Below are 20,659 nucleotides of genomic sequence, written 5' to 3' on the forward strand. Positions count from 1 at the left end.
ACGTCACGTTGCCCTCGCGGCACGCCCACGCAGACAACGAACCGCGAGATCACTGATAGGGACGGAAGCGCGTGGACCTGTTCGAGTACCAGGCGAGGGACCTCTTCGCCAAGCACGATGTACCGGTGCTGGCCGGTGAAGTCATCGACACGCCTGAGGCGGCCCGCGCAGCCACTGAGCGTCTCGGCGGCAAGTCCGTGGTCAAGGCCCAGGTGAAGGTCGGCGGCCGTGGCAAGGCCGGTGGCGTGAAGCTCGCCGCCACCCCGGACGAGGCCGTCGCCCGTGCGACGGACATCCTCGGCATGGACATCAAGGGCCACACGGTCCACAAGGTGATGATCGCCGAGACGGCCCCGGAGATCCTGGAGGAGTACTACGTCTCCTTCCTCCTGGACCGCACCAACCGCACCTTCCTCTCCATCGCGTCCGTCGAGGGCGGCATGGAGATCGAGGAGGTGGCGGCCACCCGCCCCGAGGCCGTCGCGAAGACCCCGATCGACGCCAACGAGGGTGTGACCCCCGAGAAGGCCCGCGAGATCGTCGAGGCCGCGAAGTTCCCGGCCGAGGTCGCGGACAAGGTCGCCGACGTCCTCGTGACGCTGTGGAAGACCTTCATCGAGGAGGACGCCCTCCTCGTCGAGGTCAACCCGCTGGCGAAGGTCGCCTCCGGCGACGTCATCGCCCTCGACGGCAAGGTCTCCCTGGACGAGAACGCGGACTTCCGCCACCCCGACCACGAGGCGCTCGTCGACCACGCGGCGGCCAACCCCCTCGAGGCCGCGGCCAAGGAGAAGAACCTCAACTACGTCAAGCTCGACGGCGAGGTCGGCATCATCGGCAACGGCGCGGGTCTCGTCATGAGCACCCTCGACGTCGTCGCGTACGCCGGTGAGGCCCACGGCGGCGTCAAGCCCGCCAACTTCCTCGACATCGGCGGTGGCGCCTCCGCCGCCGTCATGGCGAACGGCCTGGAGATCATCCTCGGCGACCCGGACGTCAAGTCCGTCTTCGTCAACGTCTTCGGCGGCATCACCGCCTGCGACGAGGTCGCCAACGGCATCGTGCAGGCGCTGCAGCTGCTCAAGGACAAGGGCGAGGAAGTCACCAAGCCCCTCGTCGTCCGCCTGGACGGCAACAACGCCGAGCTGGGTCGCAAGATCCTCTCCGACGCCAACCACCCGCTGGTCCAGCGCGTGGACACCATGGACGGCGCGGCCGACAAGGCCGCCGAGCTCGCGGCTGCGAAGTAAGGAAGAGGGACAGACACAGCCATGGCTATCTTCCTCGACAAGGACAGCAAGGTCATCGTCCAGGGCATGACCGGTGCCACGGGCATGAAGCACACCAAGCTCATGCTGGCGGACGGCACCAACATCGTCGGCGGCGTGAACCCCCGCAAGGCGGGTCAGTCGGTCGACATCGACGGCACCGAGATCCCCGTCTTCGGCACGGTCGCCGAGGCGATGGAGAAGACGGGCGCCAACGTCTCCGTCCTCTTCGTGCCGCCGGCCTTCTCCAAGGCCGCCGTCATCGAGGCGATCGACGCCGAGATCCCCCTCGCGGTCGTCATCACCGAGGGCATCGCTGTCCACGACACCGCCGCGTTCTACGCGTACGCGGGCTCGAAGGGCAACAAGACCCGGATCATCGGCCCGAACTGCCCCGGTCTCATCACGCCGGGCCAGTCGAACGCCGGCATCATCCCGGGCGACATCACGAAGCCGGGCCGTATCGGCCTGGTCTCGAAGTCCGGCACGCTGACGTACCAGATGATGTACGAGCTGCGCGACATCGGCTTCTCGTCCGCCGTCGGCATCGGTGGCGACCCGATCATCGGCACCACGCACATCGACGCGCTCGCCGCGTTCGAGGCCGACCCCGACACCGACCTGATCGTCATGATCGGTGAGATCGGCGGCGACGCGGAGGAGCGGGCCGCGGCCTTCATCAAGGAGAACGTGACCAAGCCGGTCGTCGGCTACGTCGCGGGCTTCACCGCGCCCGAGGGCAAGACCATGGGCCACGCCGGCGCCATCGTCTCCGGCTCCTCCGGTACGGCCGCCGCCAAGAAGGAGGCCCTCGAGGCCGCCGGCGTCAAGGTCGGCAAGACGCCGACCGAGACGGCGAAGCTGGCCCGGGAGATCCTGGCCGGCTGAACGGCTTTCGCCGGCTGAACGTCAGTGGGCCCGTCCCCTCGCGGGGGACGGGCCCACCGGTGTGTCCGCGGGCGGCGCGCAGGCCGGGGCCGTCGCGTCAGCGGGGCTCCGGCCGGAGTCTCTCCGGGCCGTTCGCCGCTTCCGCCCGGAGTTTGGCCCTCAGTGCCAGCTCCGCGGTCGAGAGGGGTCCCGGAGCCGTCCTCGGGGGGACGCCGCGAACCGTCTCGCCGGGCGGGACCGGGGGCTCGTAGCGGGTGGGGGCCGATCTCAGGGTGAGGGCCGTCGCGCCGATGATCGCCACCGTGACGGCGATCGCCGCCCTGGTCCAGAACCGGGCCCGGCGTTCGCTGCCGATCCGTACCGTCGGGGGTTTGGCGGCGCGCAGGCGTTCCGTCGACGCCGTCTCCGCCAGGCGACGGTGCAGCTCGCGCGGTTCCGCCAGCTCCGGCAGCCGGGCGGCGATCGCCGCGCGCGCGTGCAGCAGGCGGTTCGCCGCCGCCGGTGTGCTCGCCTCCGTCTCCGCCGCGGTCTCCGGCAGCCCCAGGCCGACCCCGTCGTACAGCAGGAGGGTGCGGCGGTAGGACGGCGGGAGCGTCAGGAGGGCGTCGAGCAGGGCGCGGTCACAGGCGTCGGCCGGCGGTGGTTCGGGGTGGCGGTAGCGGGGGCGGAACCGGTGCCAGGGGGACAGCGCGTACTCGTACGCCGTCGCGCGGACCCAGCTCGGCGGGTCGGGGTCGACGGCCACCTCCGGCCAGCGCTGCCAGGCGATCTGGAAGGCCTGCTCGACCGACTCGCGGGCCAGTTCGCGGCGGCCGGTCAGGAGGTAGGCCTGGCGGACGAGGGCCGGGGCGCAGAACGCGTACAGGGCGTCGAAGGCCTGAGCGGGGGTCAGGGGAGGGGAGAGGGAGGACGGTGGGGCGGGTGTGGCCGTGGGGGTGAGGGTGGGGGCGGAGACGGGCTTGGGGGCGGGGGGCCTCTCGGCCGTGTCCGGACCGGCCGTCAGTCCGGTTGCGGGCCGGGCCTTCTGGGGGCCCGTCACCTCGGCCGTCATCTCAGCCGTCACCCCGGCCGGTGGCTCGTCCGCCAGCTCGGCCAGCAGTTTCGCGTACGACTCCCTCGTGCGGCCGCTCGGAGTGGAGCGGCCGGCCTCCCACGCGCGCACCGTCTCCCTGCTGACGCCCAGCCGCACCGCCACCTGAGCCTGCGTCAGCGAGCCCCTCTCGCGCAGGCGTCGGCGTTCCTTGGGAGGGGGGAGCGGGGTGTCGAAGCACTGTGTCACAGGGCACCCCTTCGTACGAAAAAGTACATAAACGTATATTGAGCGACACAACGGTGGTTCGCCCGTTACGACGGGAAGGCGCGTGTCGTTGGGACCATGGCGGGCGTGATCCAGATGACCGTCCGTCGTTCGTCGTTGTCGCTCCTCCTCGTCCGGCTCGTCCGGCTCGTCCGGCTCGTCCGGTCCCGCCACCGTTCCCCCGGACTGGCCGCCGGACTGCTCGGCGGTGCGCTGGCCGCGGGGCTCGGGCTCGGTTCGATCGCCGTGCTGGTGACGGTGCTGTGGATCAGCTCGCCCTATCCGGACAGCGGGCCCGGTGGCGCGCTGCATGTCGCGGCCGCGCTGTGGCTGCTGGCGCACGGGGTGGAACTGGTCCGCGCCGACACCCTCTCCGGGGTCCCCGCGCCGGTCGGCGTCACCCCCCTGCTGCTGCTCGCCCTGCCGGTGTGGCTGCTGCACCGCGCCGCGCGCGACGCCGTGGACGGGACCGGGGAGGAGGGCGCTCCCCTGGTGGGCGCGCGGACCGCGTGGGCGGGGGTGGTCCTCGGATACCTCGCCGTCGCCGCGGCGGCCGCGGGGTACGCGGCCGGTGGCGCCCTGCGGCCCTCCTTGCTCGGGGCCGGGGTGTCGCTGCCGGTGCTCGTGGCCGTCGCGGCGGGGGCCGGGGTGTGGGCGGCGTACGGGCGTCCCCGCGGGCCCGTGGAGCGTGTACTGGCGCTGTTGCCGCGCGGGGCGCGGCGGCTGGTGCTGGGGGCGGAGGGGCGGGAACGGGTGGCGGTGGCCGTGCGGGCGGCGGGGGCGGGGGCCGCGGTGCTGGCGGGGGGCGGTGCCTTGCTGGTGGCGGTCTCGTCGGTGTGGCACCTCGGGGCGGCGCGGGGGGCGTTCCTGGAGCTGACCGAGGTCTGGTCGGGGCGGTTCGCGGTGCTGTTGCTGTGCGTGGTGCTGGTGCCGAACGCGGCGGTGTGGGGGGCGGCGTACGCGGTGGGTCCCGGGTTCGTGCTGGGGACCGGGCACGTGGTGACGCCGTTGGCCTCCGATCCGGCTCCGCTGCTGCCGCCGTTCCCCTTGCTCGCGGCGGTGCCGGAGGCGGGGGCGGGCGGGGTGCTGAACTGGGCCGCGGCGGTGGTGGCGCTGCTGGGCGGGGGTGCGGTGGGGATGTTCGTGGGCCGGGGTGCCGTGCGGCCCGGCGGACGGGTCTGGTCCTGGAAGCGGGCGGTGGGAGTGGTGGGGCTGGCGGGGGTGCTGTGCGCGGTGGGGTTCGGCGTGCTGGCGGGTATGGCCGGGGGGCCGTTGGGAGTGGGGACCCTGGCCCGGTTCGGGCCGGTGGGGTGGCAGGTGGGGGTGGCGGTGTGGGTGTGGGTGGTGGGGGTGGGGATGCCGGTGGGACTCGGTCTGCGGTGGTGGTGGGGGCGGGGCGAGGTGACGGGCGCGGCTGCGTCTGTGCGGACGCCGGTGCCGCTGCCGGTGCCGGCACCAGCACCGGTGCCGCTGCCGGGAGCCGTGCCCGCGCAGGCATCCGGCGCGGACGCCGAGCCGTACGACTTCGAGCGCGAGGAAGGCACCGGGACGCCGTGAACGGCGGGGAGTGTTCTCGCCCCGCCGCCCCTTACCGACCAGACCCCGGGGGCCGTCGCCCCCCGGACCCCTGCTGCCGGCCCTGGACGGGCCTCGTCCTCAGGCTCCCCCGGAGGGGGCATCCCCGGACGGGTTGTGTGTGCCGATCGGAGTTCACTGTCCGGGAGCCGCCGCTCCTGGCGTCCTGCCCCCGGACCCCGGTTGACGGCCCTGGACGGGCCTCGTCCTCAGGCTCTCCCGGAGGGGCGCCCTCGGGCGGGCTGCGTGTGCCGACCGGTGTTCGTCGCTCCTCCCCGGCGGGTGGGCGCTGGGGGTGCGGGATGCTCGGCCCCGGCCGGGAGGGAACGCCCGGCCGGAGCGGTTTCGGCCCGCCGGGCCGGGGTGGGTGGGCGTGGGGCCCGGGGGCGGAGCCCAGGGCCTCGGTGGCGCAGCCCCTGCCCCTGGGGCGTGCTGCCTAGCTGTTGCCGCCCAGGACGTTCCTCAGCTGTTCCGGCAGGAGGTCGTTGCAGGCCTGCTTGGACTCGTTGGTCAGGGCGTCGTTCGTGCAGGTGTAGTAGTCGCTGTAGACCAGCTGGGCCGTGAAGGTGAGGGCCACCAGGGCCAGGGCCAGGGAGGCGGTGACGATGCCGCTGACGGCCGCCGTGGTCTGCGGGCGGGCGGGCGGCTGGGGGTTGTCCGGGTCGGGGGTGCGCGGCTTGGCGCGCAGCGCGCTGATGCCCCAGTTGAGGGCCAGTGCGCCGAGGAGGAGTGCCACGTAGGGCCAGCCGAAGAGGGCGAAGAAGAAGGCCCACATGCCGCACAGGACGGCGTAGCGCGCGCGGCGCTGGGACGGGTCGGTGGGGTCCCAGCGCGGGCCGGGAGTGGGGCCTGAGCCGGGGCCGCCGCCCTCGGGAGGGCCGCCGGGGCGCTCGCCGAAGCCGCCGCCGGAACGGCCGGGCTGGCGGTCGCTCCACTGGCTGCCCCAGGGGGAGTTCCCGGACGGCGGCTCGCCCTCGCCCCGGGGCGGGCGGCGGGGCTGCCACGGGCGGTCGGGGGTGCCTTCCGGCGGCGGGGCGAAGGGGTTGTCGTCGCTCGGCGAGGAGTCGCTGGGCGGGGAGGCGTTCGGTGAGGAGCCGCTCGGCGGGGAATTCTTCGACGAGGAGCCCTCGTGGCCGTTCGCCCGGCCCGTGGACGCGTCGGGCGGGGTGGCTGGGCGCTCCCGCAGCAGCACGGCGCCGCGCTCCCCTCCCTGCGGTGACTGCGGGGGGAGCGTGAGGAGTCGCAGGCTGCGGTCCGGCATCAAGAGAGCGTCTTCCCCTAAGTGATCACGACGGTGGTCACGGCTTGCTGGCCGAGGCGACCGCATACGGCTGTCGGATGTGAGCGGTTGTGAGCGGTCACAGGGGAAACGCTCCGCACGACGACCGCGTTCCCGAGCCCGCTCGCCCCAGACGCTACCTTCCGGCCACGCCCCCGTCCCGCGGGGGCCGTCCGGTGTGCCGGTATCGTTGCTGACGGTCGGCCGCTTCGTAGACTTCCCCGTATCCCGGGGCGCGAAGCATTCGTATGAATGCACAGGCGTGGCGTCGTGAGTCGGCCGACGGACAGACGCTCCCCCGAGAAAGGGCCCCATCGTGGCCGCCAAGCCCGAGGCCAAGCGCCTCGTCGTGCTGGTCTCCGGTTCCGGTACGAATCTCCAGGCGCTGCTCGACGAGATCGCCGCGACCGGTGTCGAGGCGTACGGCGCCGAGATCGTCGCCGTCGGCGCGGACCGGGAGGGCATCGAAGGGCTCGCGCGGGCCGAGCGGGCCGGGATCCCCACCTTCGTGCGCAAGGTGAAGGACTACGGGACCCGCGAGGAGTGGGACGCCGCCCTCGCGGAGGCCGTCGCCGCCCACGAGCCCGACCTCGTCGTGTCCGCCGGGTTCATGAAGATCGTCGGCAAGGAGTTCCTGGCGCGGTTCGGTGGGCGGTTCGTCAACACCCACCCCGCTCTGCTCCCCAGTTTTCCGGGCGCCCACGGAGTGCGGGACGCGCTCGCGTACGGCGCCCGGGTGACCGGCTGCACCGTCCACTTCGTCGACGACGGCGTCGACACCGGCCCGATCATCGCGCAGGGCGTGGTGGAGGTCCGGGACGAGGACGACGAGAGCGCGCTGCACGAGCGCATCAAGGAAGTCGAGCGAAGGCTGCTCGTCGAGGTCGTGGGGCGCCTCGCCCGCAACGGCTATCGCATCGAGGGACGAAAGGTAGTTATCCAGTGACCGCCGAGAGCAACGAGAGCACCCAGCGGCCGATCCGTCGCGCGCTCGTCAGCGTCTACGACAAGACCGGCCTCGAAGAGCTGGCCCGCGGGCTGCACGAGGCCGGTGTCACCCTCGTCTCCACCGGGTCCACGGCCTCCCGCATCGCCGCCGCCGGCGTCCCCGTCACCAAGGTCGAGGAGCTGACCGGCTTCCCCGAGTGCCTGGACGGCCGCGTCAAGACCCTGCACCCGCGCGTGCACGCCGGCATCCTCGCCGACCTGCGGCTGGAGGACCACCGGCTCCAGCTCGCCGAGCTGGGCGTCGAGCCGTTCGACCTCGTCGTCGTGAACCTCTACCCGTTCCGCGAGACCGTCGCCTCCGGAGCCTCGCCCGACGAGTGCGTCGAGCAGATCGACATCGGCGGGCCGTCCATGGTGCGCGCCGCGGCCAAGAACCACCCGTCGGTCGCCGTGGTCACCAGCCCGGAGCGGTACGCCACCGTCCTCGCCGCGGTCGAGGACGGCGGCTTCGACCTCGCCACCCGCAAGCGGCTGGCCGCCGAGGCCTTCCAGCACACGGCCGCCTACGACGTGGCCGTCGCCTCCTGGTTCGCCGACGACTACGCGGCCGTCGACGACAGCGGCTTCCCCGACTTCCTGGGCCACACCTACGCGCGCAAGAACACCCTGCGCTACGGCGAGAACCCGCACCAGGGCGCGGCGCTCTACGTCGACGGCACCGGCGGCCTCGCCGAGGCGGAGCAGCTCCACGGCAAGGAGATGTCGTACAACAACTACACGGACACGGACGCCGCCCGCCGTGCCGCGTACGACCACGACGAGCCCTGCGTCGCGATCATCAAGCACGCCAACCCCTGCGGCATCGCGATCGGCGCGGACGTCGCCGAGGCGCACCGCAAGGCGCACGCGTGCGACCCGCTGTCGGCGTTCGGCGGCGTCATCGCGGTCAACCGCCCGGTCTCCAAGGAGATGGCGGAGCAGGTCGCCGAGATCTTCACCGAGGTCATCGTCGCGCCCGGCTACGAGGAGGGGGCCCTGGAGGTCCTCGCCAGGAAGAAGAACATCCGGGTGCTCAAGGCCGAGGGCGCCCCGGCCGACCCGGTCGAGGTCAAGCCCGTCGACGGCGGCGCCCTCCTCCAGGTCACCGACCGCCTCCAGGCCGAGGGCGACGACCCGGCCCACTGGACGCTGGCGACGGGTGAGGCGCTCGCCGCCGACGAGCTGGCCGAGCTGTCCTTCGCCTGGAAGGCCTGCCGGGCCGTGAAGTCCAACGCGATCCTGCTCGCCAAGGACGGCGCCTCGGTCGGCGTCGGCATGGGCCAGGTCAACCGGGTGGACTCCGCGAAGCTCGCCGTCGAGCGGGCCGGCGCGGAGCGAGCGCAGGGGTCGTACGCCGCCTCCGACGCGTTCTTCCCCTTCCCCGACGGGCTGGAGATCCTCGTCGAGGCCGGGGTGAAGGCCGTCGTGCAGCCGGGCGGTTCGGTCCGTGACGAGCTGGTCGTCGAGGCCGCGAAGAAGGCGGGCGTCACCATGTACTTCACGGGGACGCGCCACTTCTTCCACTGACGCCGACGGTCCGCCGCTGACGCGGGGGCGGGCGGCCCGGCACCCTGCCGGACCGCCCGCCTTCCGCTGCCGGCGCCCGGTGGCTCAGGTCAGCCACCGCGAGCAGGAGCCGGAGGTCACCCACTTGTGGGCGAGGACCCCGAAGGCCCAGATGCCGGCGGAGGTACCACGATGATGCTGTACAAGGTGCGTCTCCCCGTGCCCGACGGCTACCGCAGTCAGGGCAGGGCGACGCGCCGGGGCCGTGTCCCCCTCCGGACGGGTCCGACACGGCCCTCGGGCGTGAATGGCGCGAACCGTTCGGCGCGCGGTACGGCGGGCGTCCCCGGTGATCAGAACGGGCGCCCCCGCCGAGCGGTGCGGGCGCCCCGCGGGACCGGCCGGTGGGTCAGTGGCGCGGCCGGCGGAACCAGCCCGCGCTCTCGCGCTTCGCGCAGAAGACGATCACCAGGATGCTGACGGCGATGAGGATGAGGCCGAGGCCCCAGGCCGACAGCATGAAGATGCCGGTGACGATGGCGAACGAGCCGTACACGATGGAGCACACGCGCACGGCGTTGCCGCCCTTGGCGTACTGGAGGAGCAGCACGATGCCGAGGATCGCGAACACGGTGGCCAGGCCCGTCATGAACACCACGACACCCTTGCCGAGGTCGGCGTAGCGCTCGACGTCCGGGTCGCCGGTCACGCCGGCCTCCAGCATCTCCTCGTCCCACCGGGACAGCACCCACAGGTACGAGCCCGCGATGATCAGGTGGGCCAGCGCGATGACCCCCAGCAGCACCTGCGCGACGCGGGTCGGCCGCGGCATCTGCACCGGGCCGCCGGGGTGGTGGCCGCCCTGGAAGTACGGGTCGCCGCCCGGGTACTGCGGGTACGCCTGCTGCGGATACGCCTGCTGCTGGTACGGCGGGGCCTGCGGGACGCCGTGACCGGGGGCGGGCGGCTGCTGCGGGTGGCCGTAGCCGGGAGCGGCCGGGGGCTGCTGGGGCGGCGGCCCGTAGGGGTTGTTCGGCTCGCCGAAGCTCATGGCGGTCCTTCCTCCGTGTGCACTCGGGTGCGGGGACGACGCGTGGCACGTGCGGAGGAAGATCCCACGGTGCGGTGCGTCCCCCCGGTACTGCCCGCGGCACTGGACGTCAATCGTCGGCCGACCGCCGGTTCGTTGTCCAGCCGGTGACCCGGGACGTTGTGCAAGTGCAACTCGGTGGATCACCGCCGGAGCGGTCGTCGCACCGGCCAGGCGGGGACGTCCGGCGCTGGGGTCACCCGGATTGGAACCGGGAGGGCGTCATCCGGGAGGATGGGTCCATGACCGCCCAGATTCTCGATGGCAAGGCCACCGCAGCCGAGATCAAGTCGGACCTGACCGCCCGAGTGGCGGCGCTGAGGGAGAAGGGCGTCACGCCCGGCCTCGGCACGATCCTCGTCGGGGACGACCCCGGCAGCCAGAAGTACGTCGCCGGCAAGCACCGTGACTGCGCCGAGGTGGGCATCGCCTCCATCCAGCGCGAACTGCCCGGCACGGCCACGCAGGAGGAGATCGAGGCGGTCGTCCGCGAGCTGAACGAGGACCCGGACTGCACCGGTTACATCGTGCAGCTCCCGCTGCCCAGGGGCATCGACGAGAACCGCGTCCTCGAACTGATGGACCCCGCCAAGGACGCCGACGGCCTGCACCCGATGAACCTCGGCCGCCTCGTCCTCAACGAACCCGCCCCGCTGCCCTGCACCCCCAACGGCGTGCTGACCCTGCTGCGCCGCCACGGCGTCGAGATCAAGGGCGCCGAGGTCGTGGTCGTCGGCCGCGGCGTCACCATCGGCCGCTCGATGCCGCTGCTGCTGACCCGGCGCAGCGAGAACGCCACGGTCACCCAGTGCCACACCGGCACCCGCGACCTCTCGGCGCATCTGAGGCGGGCGGACATCATCGTCGCCGCCGCGGGCTCGGCCCACCTGATCCGCGCCGAGGACGTCAAGCCGGGCGCGGCCGTCCTCGACGTGGGCGTCTCCCGCAACGCGGAGGGCAGGATCGTGGGCGACGTCCACCCGGACGTCCGCGAGGTGGCCGGCTGGATCTCCCCGAACCCGGGCGGCGTCGGCCCGATGACCCGTGCCCAGCTGCTCGTCAACGTGGTCGAGGCGGCGGAGCGCAGTGTCGGCTGACCGCGGGAACCACCCCGAACGCACCGACGCCGGCGACCGGACCGAAGCAGGCGACCCGACCGGCGCCATGGAGCACTCCGACGCCACGGACCGCGCCGACACCGCGGACCGCGCCGACGGCGGTGCGGCGGCCCGGTCCGCCGAGGAGCGGGTGTTCGCGGAGCCCGTCGTCAGCGACCCGGTCAGCGCACCCGACGCCGACGGCGTCCCGCGCCGCGTCACGCGCCGCTTCCCCCTGTTCACGCGGGACACCGCCCGCCCCGAGGGCGGCGGCCGGGCCGCGCCCGAAGACGCGCCCGCGCCCGCCCGGCAGTGGCCGATCCTGGCCGTCCTCGGCCTGGTCGCCCTGGGCCTGCTGGTGACCGCCTTCGACCAGTTCCGCGTCGGCACGATCCTGATCGGCGCCGCCCTGCTCGGCGGCGCCGCCCTGCGCTGGTTCCTGCCCGGCGTCGGCATGCTCGCCGTCCGCTCCCGGTTCACCGACATCGCGACGTACGGCGTGCTGGGCGCGGCGATCGTCCTGCTGGCGCTCATGGCCCAGCCCGGCCCGTGGCTGCAGATCCCCTTCCTGAAGGACACCCTGCACTTCACGGTCGACGGCTGACGGCCCCGCCTGCGCGCGCGTACGGCGGCCCGTCCTCTCCCCCGAGAAGGACGGGCCGCCGTCGTGTTCCACGCTGCCGCACGGGGAGCGCGCCGTTCAACGCCCGGCCGCGGGCTGTGGCACAGCGGTGACCGTTCCGCCACCGTGTGCGCGCCCGGCCACAGTCACCTCCGGAGCGGGAACCGATCCCGCCGGGGGAGCCGTGGTGTCCGGCCGGGCGCTACCGTGGCCGCGAGGGGACACGGCGGTGGAAGGGGGGGGACCGATGCCTCGCTGGAAGGATCTGCCGGACGCACTGGATCCGCAGGTCCGGGAGTTCGTCACGCGGCTGCGCCGGATCGCGGACGGCAGCGGTGCGAGCCCGGCCGCGCTCGCCGACGGCACCGGCTACGGCGAGGCGTCCTGGGAGCGCTACCTCGACGGCCGCCTCCTCGCCCCCAAGGGCGCGGTCGTCGCCCTGGCCGAGGTCACCGGCACCGACCCGGTCCCGCTGATCACCCTGTGGGAACTGGCCGAGCGGGCCTGGAGCCGCTCCGAACTGCGCCACGGCGACGCCACCGAGGCCGTCCTGCTGTCCCGCGCCCGCACGGTGACGACCCCGGGGTCCGGCCCCGGGCGGCCCGCGCGGCGCCCGGCGGTGTTCCTGGCCGGCGCGCTCGGCGCGGTGACCGTCGCCGTGGGGGCCTTCCTCCTGACCGACGGCGGACCCGCCGACAGCGGCCGGACCGCCGCCCGGACACCGGCCCCTTCCGTCGCCCCCGGCCTGCCGCCGGGCGTGCTGTGCGCCGGTCCCGGCTGCACGGGCAAGGACCCGGAGAAGATGGGGTGCACGGGCGAGCACGTCACCACGGCACGCAGCGTCACCGTCGGCGCGGCCCTGCTGGAGGTCCGCTACAGCGGCACGTGCGGCGCCGCCTGGGGCCGCCTCACCGGGGCGGTACCGGGCGACACCGTCCTGGCGACCGTGGGCGGGACGAGCAGGACCGGCGGCATCACCGGCGACGACGAGACGATCGCGTACACCCCGATGGCGGCCGTGAGGGAGCCGGGCGAGCTGCGCGCGTGCGCCGAACTGGCCTCGGGGCAGCGGGGCTGCACGTAGGCGGGGACCGGTCCGGCCGCCGGAACCGGCCGCCGGAACCGGCCGGGAAAGAAGCCGGCGCACCCGGGCATACCCCGCTCCACCCCGGGCACGCGAACGGTACCCCCACGGGAGTCCGGCACGACCCGGCACCCCCACCGGCGGCCGCCCGGTTCCCCCCTCTCCCGGACCGGCGGCCGCCTCCCGCACTCCCGGGCCGGGAAATCCGCGACGCCGTGCGGCGACCGCGACCGGACACCACGCTGTGGGACGGGCCACACGGCCCCGGACGTACGGCATCCCGCAAGCGCGATAGCCTGACCGCTGGTCGATCTCTTGACGCCAAGAGATCGATCAAACGTCCGGGGCAGGGACGCCCCACCGCCAGCTGTCATACGGAGAACGCCATGACCCGCACTCCCGTGAACGTCACCGTCACCGGCGCGGCCGGCCAGATCGGTTACGCACTGCTCTTCCGCATCGCCTCCGGCCAGCTGCTCGGCGCGGACGTGCCGGTCAAGCTGCGCCTGCTGGAGATCACCCCCGCGCTGAAGGCCGCCGAGGGCACCGCCATGGAGCTGGACGACTGCGCGTTCCCGCTGCTTCAGGGCATCGACATCACCGACGACCCGAACGTCGCCTTCGACGGCGCCAACGTCGCCCTCCTCGTGGGCGCCCGCCCGCGCACCAAGGGCATGGAGCGCGGTGACCTCCTGGAGGCCAACGGCGGCATCTTCAAGCCCCAGGGCAAGGCCATCAACGACCACGCCGCGGACGACATCAAGGTCCTCGTCGTCGGCAACCCGGCCAACACCAACGCGCTGATCGCCCAGGCCGCCGCCCCGGACGTACCGGCCGAGCGCTTCACCGCGATGACCCGCCTGGACCACAACCGCGCGCTGACCCAGCTCGCGAAGAAGACGGGCTCCACGGTCGCCGACATCAAGCGCCTGACCATCTGGGGCAACCACTCCGCCACCCAGTACCCGGACATCTTCCACGCCACCATCGCCGGCAAGAACGCCGCCGAGGTCGTGAACGACGAGAAGTGGCTGGCCGAGGACTTCATCCCGACCGTCGCCAAGCGCGGCGCGGCCATCATCGAGGCGCGCGGCGCCTCCTCCGCGGCCTCCGCCGCCAACGCGGCCATCGACCACATCCACACCTGGGTCAACGGCACCGCCGAGGGCGACTGGGCCTCCATGGGCATCCCGTCCGACGGTTCCTACGGCGTCCCGGAGGGCCTCATCTCCTCCTTCCCGGTCACCACCAAGGACGGCGCGTACGAGATCGTCCAGGGCCTGGACGTCAACGAGTTCTCCCGCGCCCGCATCGACGCCTCCGTGCAGGAGCTGGCCGAGGAGCGCGAAGCGGTCCGCGCGCTCGGCCTCATCTGAGCCACGGCTCGCCGAACCACCGCACTTCCCGATCCCCGGGCGGCACCGGCCGCCCGGGGATCGGTGCGTCCGGGGCCGTGCCGGGCCCACACTGTGCGAGATTTGCCCCGCTCCGTCCGCATTTTCAGTGACGTGGCACACTTTCGGCCACCGGTCACGCATGCAATCGAAACCGGGGGGCACGAGGTTGCGGTCCCGACGGGTGACACAGGTGCCACCCAGGGTCACGGAACTGGCACGGAAGGCAACCCCGATCATGGCGGACAGCACAGAACTCCAGGCACGGAAGACCATATGCGCGGGCGGTGAATGGCGTGATGCCGTCTCCGGTGCCACGCGCGAGATCCTCGACCCCGCGGACGCCCTGCCGTTCGCCCTGGTCGCGGAGGGCGACGAGAAGGACACCGATCTCGCGGTGGCGGCGGCCCGGCAGGCCTTCGACCACGGAGACTGGCCGCGCACCCCCGCCGCCGAGCGCGCCGCGCTGCTGCGCCGCGTCGCCGGGCTCCTCGTACGCGACCGCGAAGAGCTCGGCCTGCTGGAGAGCCGGGACGCGGGCAAGACCGTCGAGGAGGGCCGCGTCGACATCGACTGTGTCGCCGACGCCTTCCGCTACTTCGCCGACCTCGTCGCCGCGGAGGCCCCCGGCCGGGTCGTCGACGCGGGCTCGCCCGACGTCCACAGCGTCGTCGTCCACGAACCGGTCGGCGTGTGCGCGCTGATCACCCCCTGGAACTACCCTCTCCTGCAGGCCAGTTGGAAGATCGCTCCGGCGCTCGCCGCCGGCAACACCTTCGTGGTCAAGCCCAGCGAGATCACCCCGCTGACGACGGTCGCGCTCATCGGCCTGCTCACCGAGGCCGGCCTGCCCGACGGCGTCGCCAACATCGTCACCGGCCCCGGTCACTCGGTCGGCGCCCGCCTCGCCGAGCACCCCGACGTCGACCTGGTCTCCTTCACCGGCGGCCTGGTCAGCGGCACCAAGGTCGCGCAGGCCGCCGCCCCCGGCGTCAAGAAGGTCGCCCTCGAACTCGGCGGCAAGAACCCCAACGTCGTCTTCGCCGACGCCTGCGCCACCGAGGAGGGCTTCGACACCGCCGTCGACCAGGCCCTCAACGCGGCCTTCATCCACAGCGGCCAGGTCTGCTCGGCGGGCGCCCGCCTCATCGTCGAGGAGTCCGTCCGCGACCGCTTCGTCACCGAACTCGCCCGCCGGGCCGGGCGGATCCGCCTCGGCCGCGGCACCGAGGACGGCGTCGAGTGCGGCCCCCTCGTCTCCGCGCAGCAGCGCGCGAAGGTCGAGGCGTACGTCGAGTCGGCGCTCGCCGAGGGCGCCGTGCTGCGCTCCGGCGGCAGGCGCCCCGACCCCTGCCCGCAGCGGCCGCGGGACGGCTACTTCTACGAGCCGACCGTCCTCGACCACTGCCACCGCGAGATGCGCGTCGTCCGCGAGGAGGTCTTCGGCCCGGTCCTCACCGTCGAGACCTTCCGTACCGAGGACGAGGCGGTCGCCCTGGCCAACGACACCGAGTACGGGCTCGCGGGCGCCGTCTGGACCGCCGACGCGGGCCGCGCGCGGCGGGTCGCCGGCCGGCTCCGCCACGGCACCGTCTGGATCAACGACTTCCACCCCTACCTCCCGCAGGCGGAGTGGGGCGGCTTCGGCCGGAGCGGCGTCGGCCGCGAACTCGGCCCCGCCGGACTCGCCGAGTACCGCGAGACCAAGCACGTCTACCAGAACCTCGCGCCGAAGCCCGTCCGCTGGTTCGCGGGCTGACCCGCGACCCCCGCGTCCGGCCCGCCCGCGACCCCGCCCGCGTCCGGTCGACTCCCGGCCCGCTCGTGCCCGGCCGCCCCACGGCCCGCATTCCCCCCGCTCGTCCGCCCCCCATCCACAGGAGTCCTCATGCCCGAGACCCCCCACGTCTACGACTACGTCGTGATCGGCGGTGGCACCGCCGGCTCCGTCATCGCCTCCCGCCTCACCGAGAACCCCGACGTCACCGTCGCCGTCGTCGAGGGCGGCCCCAGCGACGTCGGCCGCGACGACGTCCTCACGCTGCGCCGCTGGATGGGCCTGCTCGGCGGCGAACTCGATTACGACTACCCCACCACCGAACAGCCGCGCGGCAACTCCCACATCCGGCACAGCCGTGCCCGCGTCCTCGGCGGCTGCTCCTCCCACAACACCCTCATCGCCTTCAAGCCGCTCCCCTCCGACTGGGACGAGTGGGAGGCGGCCGGTGCCGACGGCTGGGGCGCGGTCGCCATGGAGGCGTACTACGCCCGCCTGCTGAACAACATCGTCCCGGTCGACGAGAAGGACCGGAACGCCATCGCCCGCGACTTCGTCGACGCGGCGCAGGCCGCACTCGGAGTACCCCGCGTCGAGGGCTTCAACCAGAGGCCGTTCACCGAGGGCACCGGTTTCTTCGACCTGGCCTACCACCCCGAGGACAACAAGCGCTCCAGCGCCTCGGTCGCCTATCTGCACCCGGTCATGGACGAACGCCCGAACCTGCGCATCTTCCTGGAGACCTGGGCCCACCGGCTGGAGCTGGACGGCACCCGGGCGACGGGCGTGCAGGTACGCGCGGCCGACGGCGAGGAGTTCACCGTCCGGGCCCGCCGCGAGGTCCTGCTGTGCGCGGGCGCCGTCGACTCGCCCCGCCTGCTCCTGCACTCCGGCATCGGACCGAAGGCCGACCTGGACGCCCTCGGCATCCCCGTCGTCCACGACCTGCCCGGCGTCGGCGAGAACCTCCTCGACCACCCCGAGTCGGTGATCGTGTGGGAGACGCACGGCCCGATCCCCGAGAACTCCGCGATGGACTCCGACGCGGGCCTGTTCGTGCGCCGCGACCCCGAACAGCCGGGCCCCGACCTGATGTTCCACTTCTACCAGATCCCCTTCACGGACAATCCGGAGCGCCTCGGCTACGAACGCCCGCCCCACGGCGTCTCGATGACCCCCAACATCCCGAAGCCGAGGAGCCGCGGCCGCCTGTACCTGACCAGCCCGGACCCCGCGGTGAAGCCCGCCCTGGACTTCCGCTACTTCACCGACGAGGACGACTACGACGGCCGCACCCTCGTCGACGGGATCAGGATCGCCCGCGAGATCGCGAGGACCGAGCCGCTCGCCGGCTGGCTCAAGCGCGAGGTGGCCCCCGGCCCGCACCTCACGGGCGACGAGGAACTGAGCGAGTACGCCCGCAAGGTCGCCCACACCGTCTACCACCCGGCGGGCACCTGCCGCATGGGCGCGCCCGACGACGAACTGGCCGTGGTGGATCCGCAGTTGCGCGTCCGCGGCCTGGACGGGCTGCGCATCGCCGACGCGTCGGTGTTCCCGACCATGACCGCCGTGAACCCCATGATCGGCGTGCTGATGGTCGGCGAACGCGCGGCCGAACTGATCGGCGGACGGCCGGACGGCGAAACCGGCGAGCGGCCGGACGGCGAAACCGGTGAACGGCCGGACGGCGTGACCGGCGAGCGGGCCGCGGGCCCGATCGGGGGCGGTGCGCGATGACCACGAGCCCCGCCACCCCCGCCAGCCCCGCGGTCCCCACGCCCGCGGTCCCCGCCCCCGTCTTCTCCGTCGAGGGCCTCTGGAAGGTCTTCGGCCCGAAGTCCGAACGCGTGCCCGCCGACCCGGAGCTGGCCGCCCTCCCGGCCGCCGAGCTGCGCTCGCGCACCGGCTGCACGGCCGCCGTCCGGGACGTCTCCTTCGACGTCCGCAAGGGCGAGGTCTTCGTCGTGATGGGCCTGTCCGGCTCCGGCAAGTCCACCCTCGTGCGCTGCCTGACCCGGCTGATCGAGCCGACCGCCGGCACCATCGTCGTCGACGGCGAGGACGTCCGCGCCATGGACCGCACCCGCCTGCGCGAACTCCGCCGCCACCGCGCCGCGATGGTCTTCCAGCACTTCGGCCTGCTCCCGCACCGCACGGTCCTCGACAACGTGGCGTACGGCCTGGAGATCCAGGGCGTCGGCAGGTCCGAGCGTCGCGAGCGGGCCGGCGAGGTCGTCGCCAAGGTCGGTCTGGCGGGCATGGAGCACCGCAGGCCCGGCCAGCTCTCCGGCGGTCAGCGCCAGCGGGTGGGACTGGCGAGGGCGCTGGCCGTGGACCCGGAGGTCCTCCTCTTCGACGAGCCGTTCAGCGCGCTCGACCCGCTGATCCGCCGGGACATGCAGGAGGAGGTGATCCGCCTGCACCGCGAGGAGGGCCGCACGATGGTCTTCATCACCCACGACCTGAGCGAGGCGCTCAAGCTCGGCGACCGCATCGCCCTCATGCGCGACGGCCGCGTCGTCCAGCTCGGCACCCCGGAGGAGATCGTCGGCTCGCCCGCCGACGACTACGTCCGCGCGTTCGTCCGCGACGTCCCCCGCGAGCAGGTTTTCTCCGTCCGCACGGCCATGCGTGCCGCGACCCCGGCGGACGCGGGCCACGGCCCGGCCGTCGCTCCCGACGCCACGGTCTCCGAGGCCATCGAAGCGGTCGCCCGCACCGGCACCCCGGCCCGGGTGATGGACAACGGCCGCTGCGTGGGAGTCGTCGACTCCGACGCCCTGCTGGGGGTCGTCGCGGGATCGGCACCCGGTGCCGCGACGGGGGCGGAACCCCGTGAGGAGGCCGTCTGATGGCGACGATCACCGCACCCGCCCTCCGCGTCCCCCTCCCCGGCGTCCTGCGCAGCCCCGTCGTCCGCAAACTCCTCGTCCTCGGCCTCGCGGCGGCGGTCCTCGCCCCCCTCGCCCACGCCCGCTGGCACAGCGGAACCTGGCCCGCCGCCCTCACCGTCGACCTGACCGGCCCGCTGACCCGCGCCAACGACTGGATCATCGACAACCGGGACAGCCACCCCCTGTTCCTCTACTTCTTCGGCCACGTCAGCAACGCCGTCGTCCTCTCCGTGCGGGCCGTCTACCTGTTCCTGCTGGCCGCCGGCTGGGCCGGCGTCACCGCGCTCGGCGCGGTCGTCGCCTGGCGCACCGCGGGCGTGCGGCCGGCACTCGGCACGGCCGCCGCGTTCCTGACCTGCGGCCTGCTCGGCATGTGGGTGCCGACCATGCAGACCCTCGCCCTCATGGTGGTCGCCGTCCTCGCGTCCGTCGTCGTGGGCGCGCTGCTGGGCCTCGCCGCCGGCCTCTCCGACCGCATGGACCGCGCCCTGCGCCCGGTCCTGGACACCATGCAGGTGCTGCCGGCCTTCGCCTACCTGCTCCCCGTGGTCCTGGTGTTCGGCATCGGCGTCCCGGCGGCCGTCCTGGCCACCGTCGTCTACGCCGCCCCGCCCATGGCCCGCCTCACCGCGCTCGGCCTGCGCGGCGCCGACAAGGAGGTCCTGGAGGCGGTCGAGTCGCTCGGCGCCACCGCCCGCCAGCGCCTGCTGACCGCCCGCATCCCGCTGGCCCGCAGGGAACTCCTCCTCGGCCTCAACCAGACGATCATGATGGCGCTGTCGATGGCGGTCATCGCGTCGGTCATCGGCGGCGGCGGACTCGGCGACCGCGTCTACCAGGCGCTCGCCTCCGTCGACGTGGGCGCGGCCCTCGCGGCCGGCATCCCCATCGTGCTGCTCGCGGTCGTCCTCGACCGGGTGACGGCCGCCGCCGGACGCGGCACCGGACCGGCCCACGGCCGCCGCACCACGTACGCCCTGCTCGCCGCCGCCGCGGCCCTCGCCGTCGCCGTACGGCTGGCCGGCCGGCCCGACTGGCCGGACGCGTGGACGGTCACCATCGCCGAACCGGTCAACCGCGTCGTCGACTGGATGACCGGCCACCTCTACTCCGGCGTGCCCGTCGTCGGCGGCACCGCGGACTGGGCGGGCCACTTCACCACCTGGGTCCTGGACCCGGTCCGCGACGGCCTCCTGTGGCTGCCCTGGTGGTCGGTGCTGCTGCTGGTCGCCGCGCTCGCCTGGCCGATCGGCACCTGGCGCACCGCGCTGACCGCCGTCCTCGCCATGGCCGCGACCGGCGTGCTCGGCGTGTGGGAGCCGTCGCTGGACACGCTGTCGCAGGTCCTCGCGGCGGTCGCCGTCACCCTCGTGCTGGGCTTCGCCACCGGAATCGCGGCGGCCCGCAGCGACCGCGTCGAGCGGCTGCTGCGCCCCGTCCTCGACGTCTTCCAGACGATGCCGCAGTTCGTCTACCTGATCCCCGTCGTCGCCCTGTTCGGCGTCGGCCGCGCACCCGCGGTCGCCGCGGCCGTCGTCTACGCGCTGCCCGCCGTCGTGCGCATCACCGCCCAGGGCCTGCGCCAGGTCGACCCGGCCGCCCTGGAATCCGCCCGCTCGCTCGGCGCGACCGGCGGCCAGCAACTGCGCCAGGTCCAGCTCCCGCTGGCCCGGCCCGCGCTGCTGCTCGCCGTCAACCAGGGCGTCGTCCTGGTCCTCGCCGTCGTCGTCATCGGCGGCCTGGTCGGCGGCGGCGCCCTCGGCTACGACGCCGTCTTCGGCCTCGCCCAGGGCGACCTCGCGACCGGTCTGGTGGCCGGCGCCGCGATCGTCTGCCTCGGCCTGATGCTCGACCGCGTGACCCAGCCGGCCGCCCGGCGCACCGAGAAGGGAGCCTGA

General features: G+C 73.7%; 16 protein-coding genes. 13 read left to right on the forward strand and 3 right to left on the reverse strand.

Annotated elements, in window-relative coordinates:
• Window positions 1–71: 71 nt before the first annotated feature.
• Both sucC and sucD read left to right on the forward strand, forming a co-directional pair.
• Window positions 72–1,250: an ADP-forming succinate--CoA ligase subunit beta gene (gene sucC, locus ACIP5W_RS00795; protein ID WP_392240530.1), complete on the forward strand. Its 1,179-nt coding sequence runs from the start codon at window positions 72–74 to the stop codon at window positions 1,248–1,250.
• Between the two features lie 21 nt (window positions 1,251–1,271).
• Complete coding sequence (sucD, locus tag ACIP5W_RS00800; RefSeq protein WP_363091233.1) at window positions 1,272–2,156, forward strand: succinate--CoA ligase subunit alpha; 885 nt, start codon at window positions 1,272–1,274, stop codon at window positions 2,154–2,156.
• Window positions 2,157–2,253: 97 nt separating this feature from the next.
• Here sucD and ACIP5W_RS00805 read toward each other — a convergent pair whose 3' ends face one another.
• The gene (locus ACIP5W_RS00805; protein WP_401464616.1) at window positions 2,254–3,435 is read right to left on the reverse strand and encodes a sigma factor-like helix-turn-helix DNA-binding protein; all 1,182 of its coding nucleotides are present in this window, start codon (window positions 3,433–3,435) and stop codon (window positions 2,254–2,256) included.
• Window positions 3,436–3,549: 114 nt separating this feature from the next.
• On the opposite strand from ACIP5W_RS00805, the gene ACIP5W_RS00810 reads away from it, so the two are divergent.
• Window positions 3,550–5,010, forward strand: a complete 1,461-nt coding sequence (locus tag ACIP5W_RS00810) for a DUF6350 family protein (protein ID WP_401465612.1) — start codon at window positions 3,550–3,552, stop codon at window positions 5,008–5,010.
• 454 nt (window positions 5,011–5,464) lie between these two features.
• Here the strand turns inward: ACIP5W_RS00810 and ACIP5W_RS00815 are convergent, their stop codons facing one another.
• Complete coding sequence (locus tag ACIP5W_RS00815) at window positions 5,465–6,289, reverse strand: hypothetical protein (RefSeq protein ID WP_401464619.1); 825 nt, start codon at window positions 6,287–6,289, stop codon at window positions 5,465–5,467.
• 334 nt (window positions 6,290–6,623) lie between these two features.
• Here ACIP5W_RS00815 and purN point away from each other — a divergent pair, with 334 nt between their 5' ends.
• Both purN and purH read left to right on the forward strand, forming a co-directional pair.
• Window positions 6,624–7,253: a phosphoribosylglycinamide formyltransferase gene (gene purN / locus ACIP5W_RS00820; protein ID WP_401464622.1), complete on the forward strand. Its 630-nt coding sequence runs from the start codon at window positions 6,624–6,626 to the stop codon at window positions 7,251–7,253.
• A complete protein-coding gene (gene purH / locus ACIP5W_RS00825) occupies window positions 7,250–8,821 on the forward strand; it encodes a bifunctional phosphoribosylaminoimidazolecarboxamide formyltransferase/IMP cyclohydrolase (RefSeq protein ID WP_401464625.1) in 1,572 nt (523 codons plus the stop codon). The genes purN and purH overlap by 4 nt, the downstream gene beginning before the upstream one ends.
• 388 nt (window positions 8,822–9,209) lie before the next feature.
• Here purH and ACIP5W_RS00830 read toward each other — a convergent pair whose 3' ends face one another.
• Complete coding sequence (locus tag ACIP5W_RS00830; protein ID WP_401464628.1) at window positions 9,210–9,851, reverse strand: hypothetical protein; 642 nt, start codon at window positions 9,849–9,851, stop codon at window positions 9,210–9,212.
• Between the two features lie 281 nt (window positions 9,852–10,132).
• On the opposite strand from ACIP5W_RS00830, the gene ACIP5W_RS00835 reads away from it, so the two are divergent.
• The 8 genes from ACIP5W_RS00835 (at window position 10,133) to ACIP5W_RS00870 (ending at window position 20,659) form a co-directional block, all read left to right on the forward strand.
• The gene (locus ACIP5W_RS00835; protein ID WP_401464631.1) at window positions 10,133–10,987 is read left to right on the forward strand and encodes a bifunctional methylenetetrahydrofolate dehydrogenase/methenyltetrahydrofolate cyclohydrolase; all 855 of its coding nucleotides are present in this window, start codon (window positions 10,133–10,135) and stop codon (window positions 10,985–10,987) included.
• A gap of 67 nt (window positions 10,988–11,054) precedes the next feature.
• A complete protein-coding gene (locus ACIP5W_RS00840) occupies window positions 11,055–11,591 on the forward strand; it encodes a DUF3017 domain-containing protein (RefSeq protein WP_401465614.1) in 537 nt (178 codons plus the stop codon).
• 265 nt (window positions 11,592–11,856) lie between these two features.
• On the forward strand, window positions 11,857–12,693 hold the full coding sequence (locus ACIP5W_RS00845) for a DUF2690 domain-containing protein (RefSeq protein ID WP_401464634.1): 837 nt from the start codon (window positions 11,857–11,859) through the stop codon (window positions 12,691–12,693).
• A 386-nt stretch (window positions 12,694–13,079) separates the two neighbouring features.
• The gene (locus tag ACIP5W_RS00850; protein WP_401464637.1) at window positions 13,080–14,069 is read left to right on the forward strand and encodes a malate dehydrogenase; all 990 of its coding nucleotides are present in this window, start codon (window positions 13,080–13,082) and stop codon (window positions 14,067–14,069) included.
• Window positions 14,070–14,325: 256 nt separating this feature from the next.
• The gene (locus ACIP5W_RS00855) at window positions 14,326–15,846 is read left to right on the forward strand and encodes an aldehyde dehydrogenase family protein (protein WP_401464640.1); all 1,521 of its coding nucleotides are present in this window, start codon (window positions 14,326–14,328) and stop codon (window positions 15,844–15,846) included.
• A 129-nt stretch (window positions 15,847–15,975) separates the two neighbouring features.
• Window positions 15,976–17,604: a GMC family oxidoreductase gene (locus ACIP5W_RS00860; RefSeq protein ID WP_401464643.1), complete on the forward strand. Its 1,629-nt coding sequence runs from the start codon at window positions 15,976–15,978 to the stop codon at window positions 17,602–17,604.
• The gene (locus ACIP5W_RS00865) at window positions 17,601–18,719 is read left to right on the forward strand and encodes a glycine betaine/L-proline ABC transporter ATP-binding protein (protein WP_401464646.1); all 1,119 of its coding nucleotides are present in this window, start codon (window positions 17,601–17,603) and stop codon (window positions 18,717–18,719) included. Before ACIP5W_RS00860 ends, ACIP5W_RS00865 begins: the two co-directional genes overlap by 4 nt.
• Entirely contained in the window at window positions 18,719–20,659 is a 1,941-nt protein-coding gene (locus tag ACIP5W_RS00870; RefSeq protein WP_401464649.1) for an ABC transporter permease, read from the forward strand. The genes ACIP5W_RS00865 and ACIP5W_RS00870 overlap by 1 nt, the downstream gene beginning before the upstream one ends.

Source organism: Streptomyces sp. NPDC088766 (genome assembly GCF_044750845.1).
Classification (GTDB): Bacteria; Actinomycetota; Actinomycetes; order Streptomycetales; family Streptomycetaceae; genus Streptomyces.

Bases quoted from the DNA above. Each gene is read 5' to 3' on its own strand.
- sucD (WP_363091233.1), top strand. From the start codon at position 1,272: ATGGCTATCTTCCTCGACAAGGACAGCAAGGTCATCGTCCAGGGCATG.
- ACIP5W_RS00810 (WP_401465612.1), top strand. From the start codon at position 3,550: ATGACCGTCCGTCGTTCGTCGTTGTCGCTCCTCCTCGTCCGGCTCGTC.
- ACIP5W_RS00815 (WP_401464619.1), bottom strand. From the start codon at position 6,289: ATGCCGGACCGCAGCCTGCGACTCCTCACGCTCCCCCCGCAGTCACCG.
- ACIP5W_RS00830 (WP_401464628.1), bottom strand. From the start codon at position 9,851: ATGAGCTTCGGCGAGCCGAACAACCCCTACGGGCCGCCGCCCCAGCAG.
- ACIP5W_RS00835 (WP_401464631.1), top strand. From the start codon at position 10,133: ATGACCGCCCAGATTCTCGATGGCAAGGCCACCGCAGCCGAGATCAAG.
- ACIP5W_RS00840 (WP_401465614.1), top strand. From the start codon at position 11,055: ATGGAGCACTCCGACGCCACGGACCGCGCCGACACCGCGGACCGCGCC.
- ACIP5W_RS00845 (WP_401464634.1), top strand. From the start codon at position 11,857: ATGCCTCGCTGGAAGGATCTGCCGGACGCACTGGATCCGCAGGTCCGG.
- ACIP5W_RS00850 (WP_401464637.1), top strand. From the start codon at position 13,080: ATGACCCGCACTCCCGTGAACGTCACCGTCACCGGCGCGGCCGGCCAG.
- ACIP5W_RS00855 (WP_401464640.1), top strand. From the start codon at position 14,326: ATGGCGGACAGCACAGAACTCCAGGCACGGAAGACCATATGCGCGGGC.
- ACIP5W_RS00860 (WP_401464643.1), top strand. From the start codon at position 15,976: ATGCCCGAGACCCCCCACGTCTACGACTACGTCGTGATCGGCGGTGGC.
- ACIP5W_RS00865 (WP_401464646.1), top strand. From the start codon at position 17,601: ATGACCACGAGCCCCGCCACCCCCGCCAGCCCCGCGGTCCCCACGCCC.
- ACIP5W_RS00870 (WP_401464649.1), top strand. From the start codon at position 18,719: ATGGCGACGATCACCGCACCCGCCCTCCGCGTCCCCCTCCCCGGCGTC.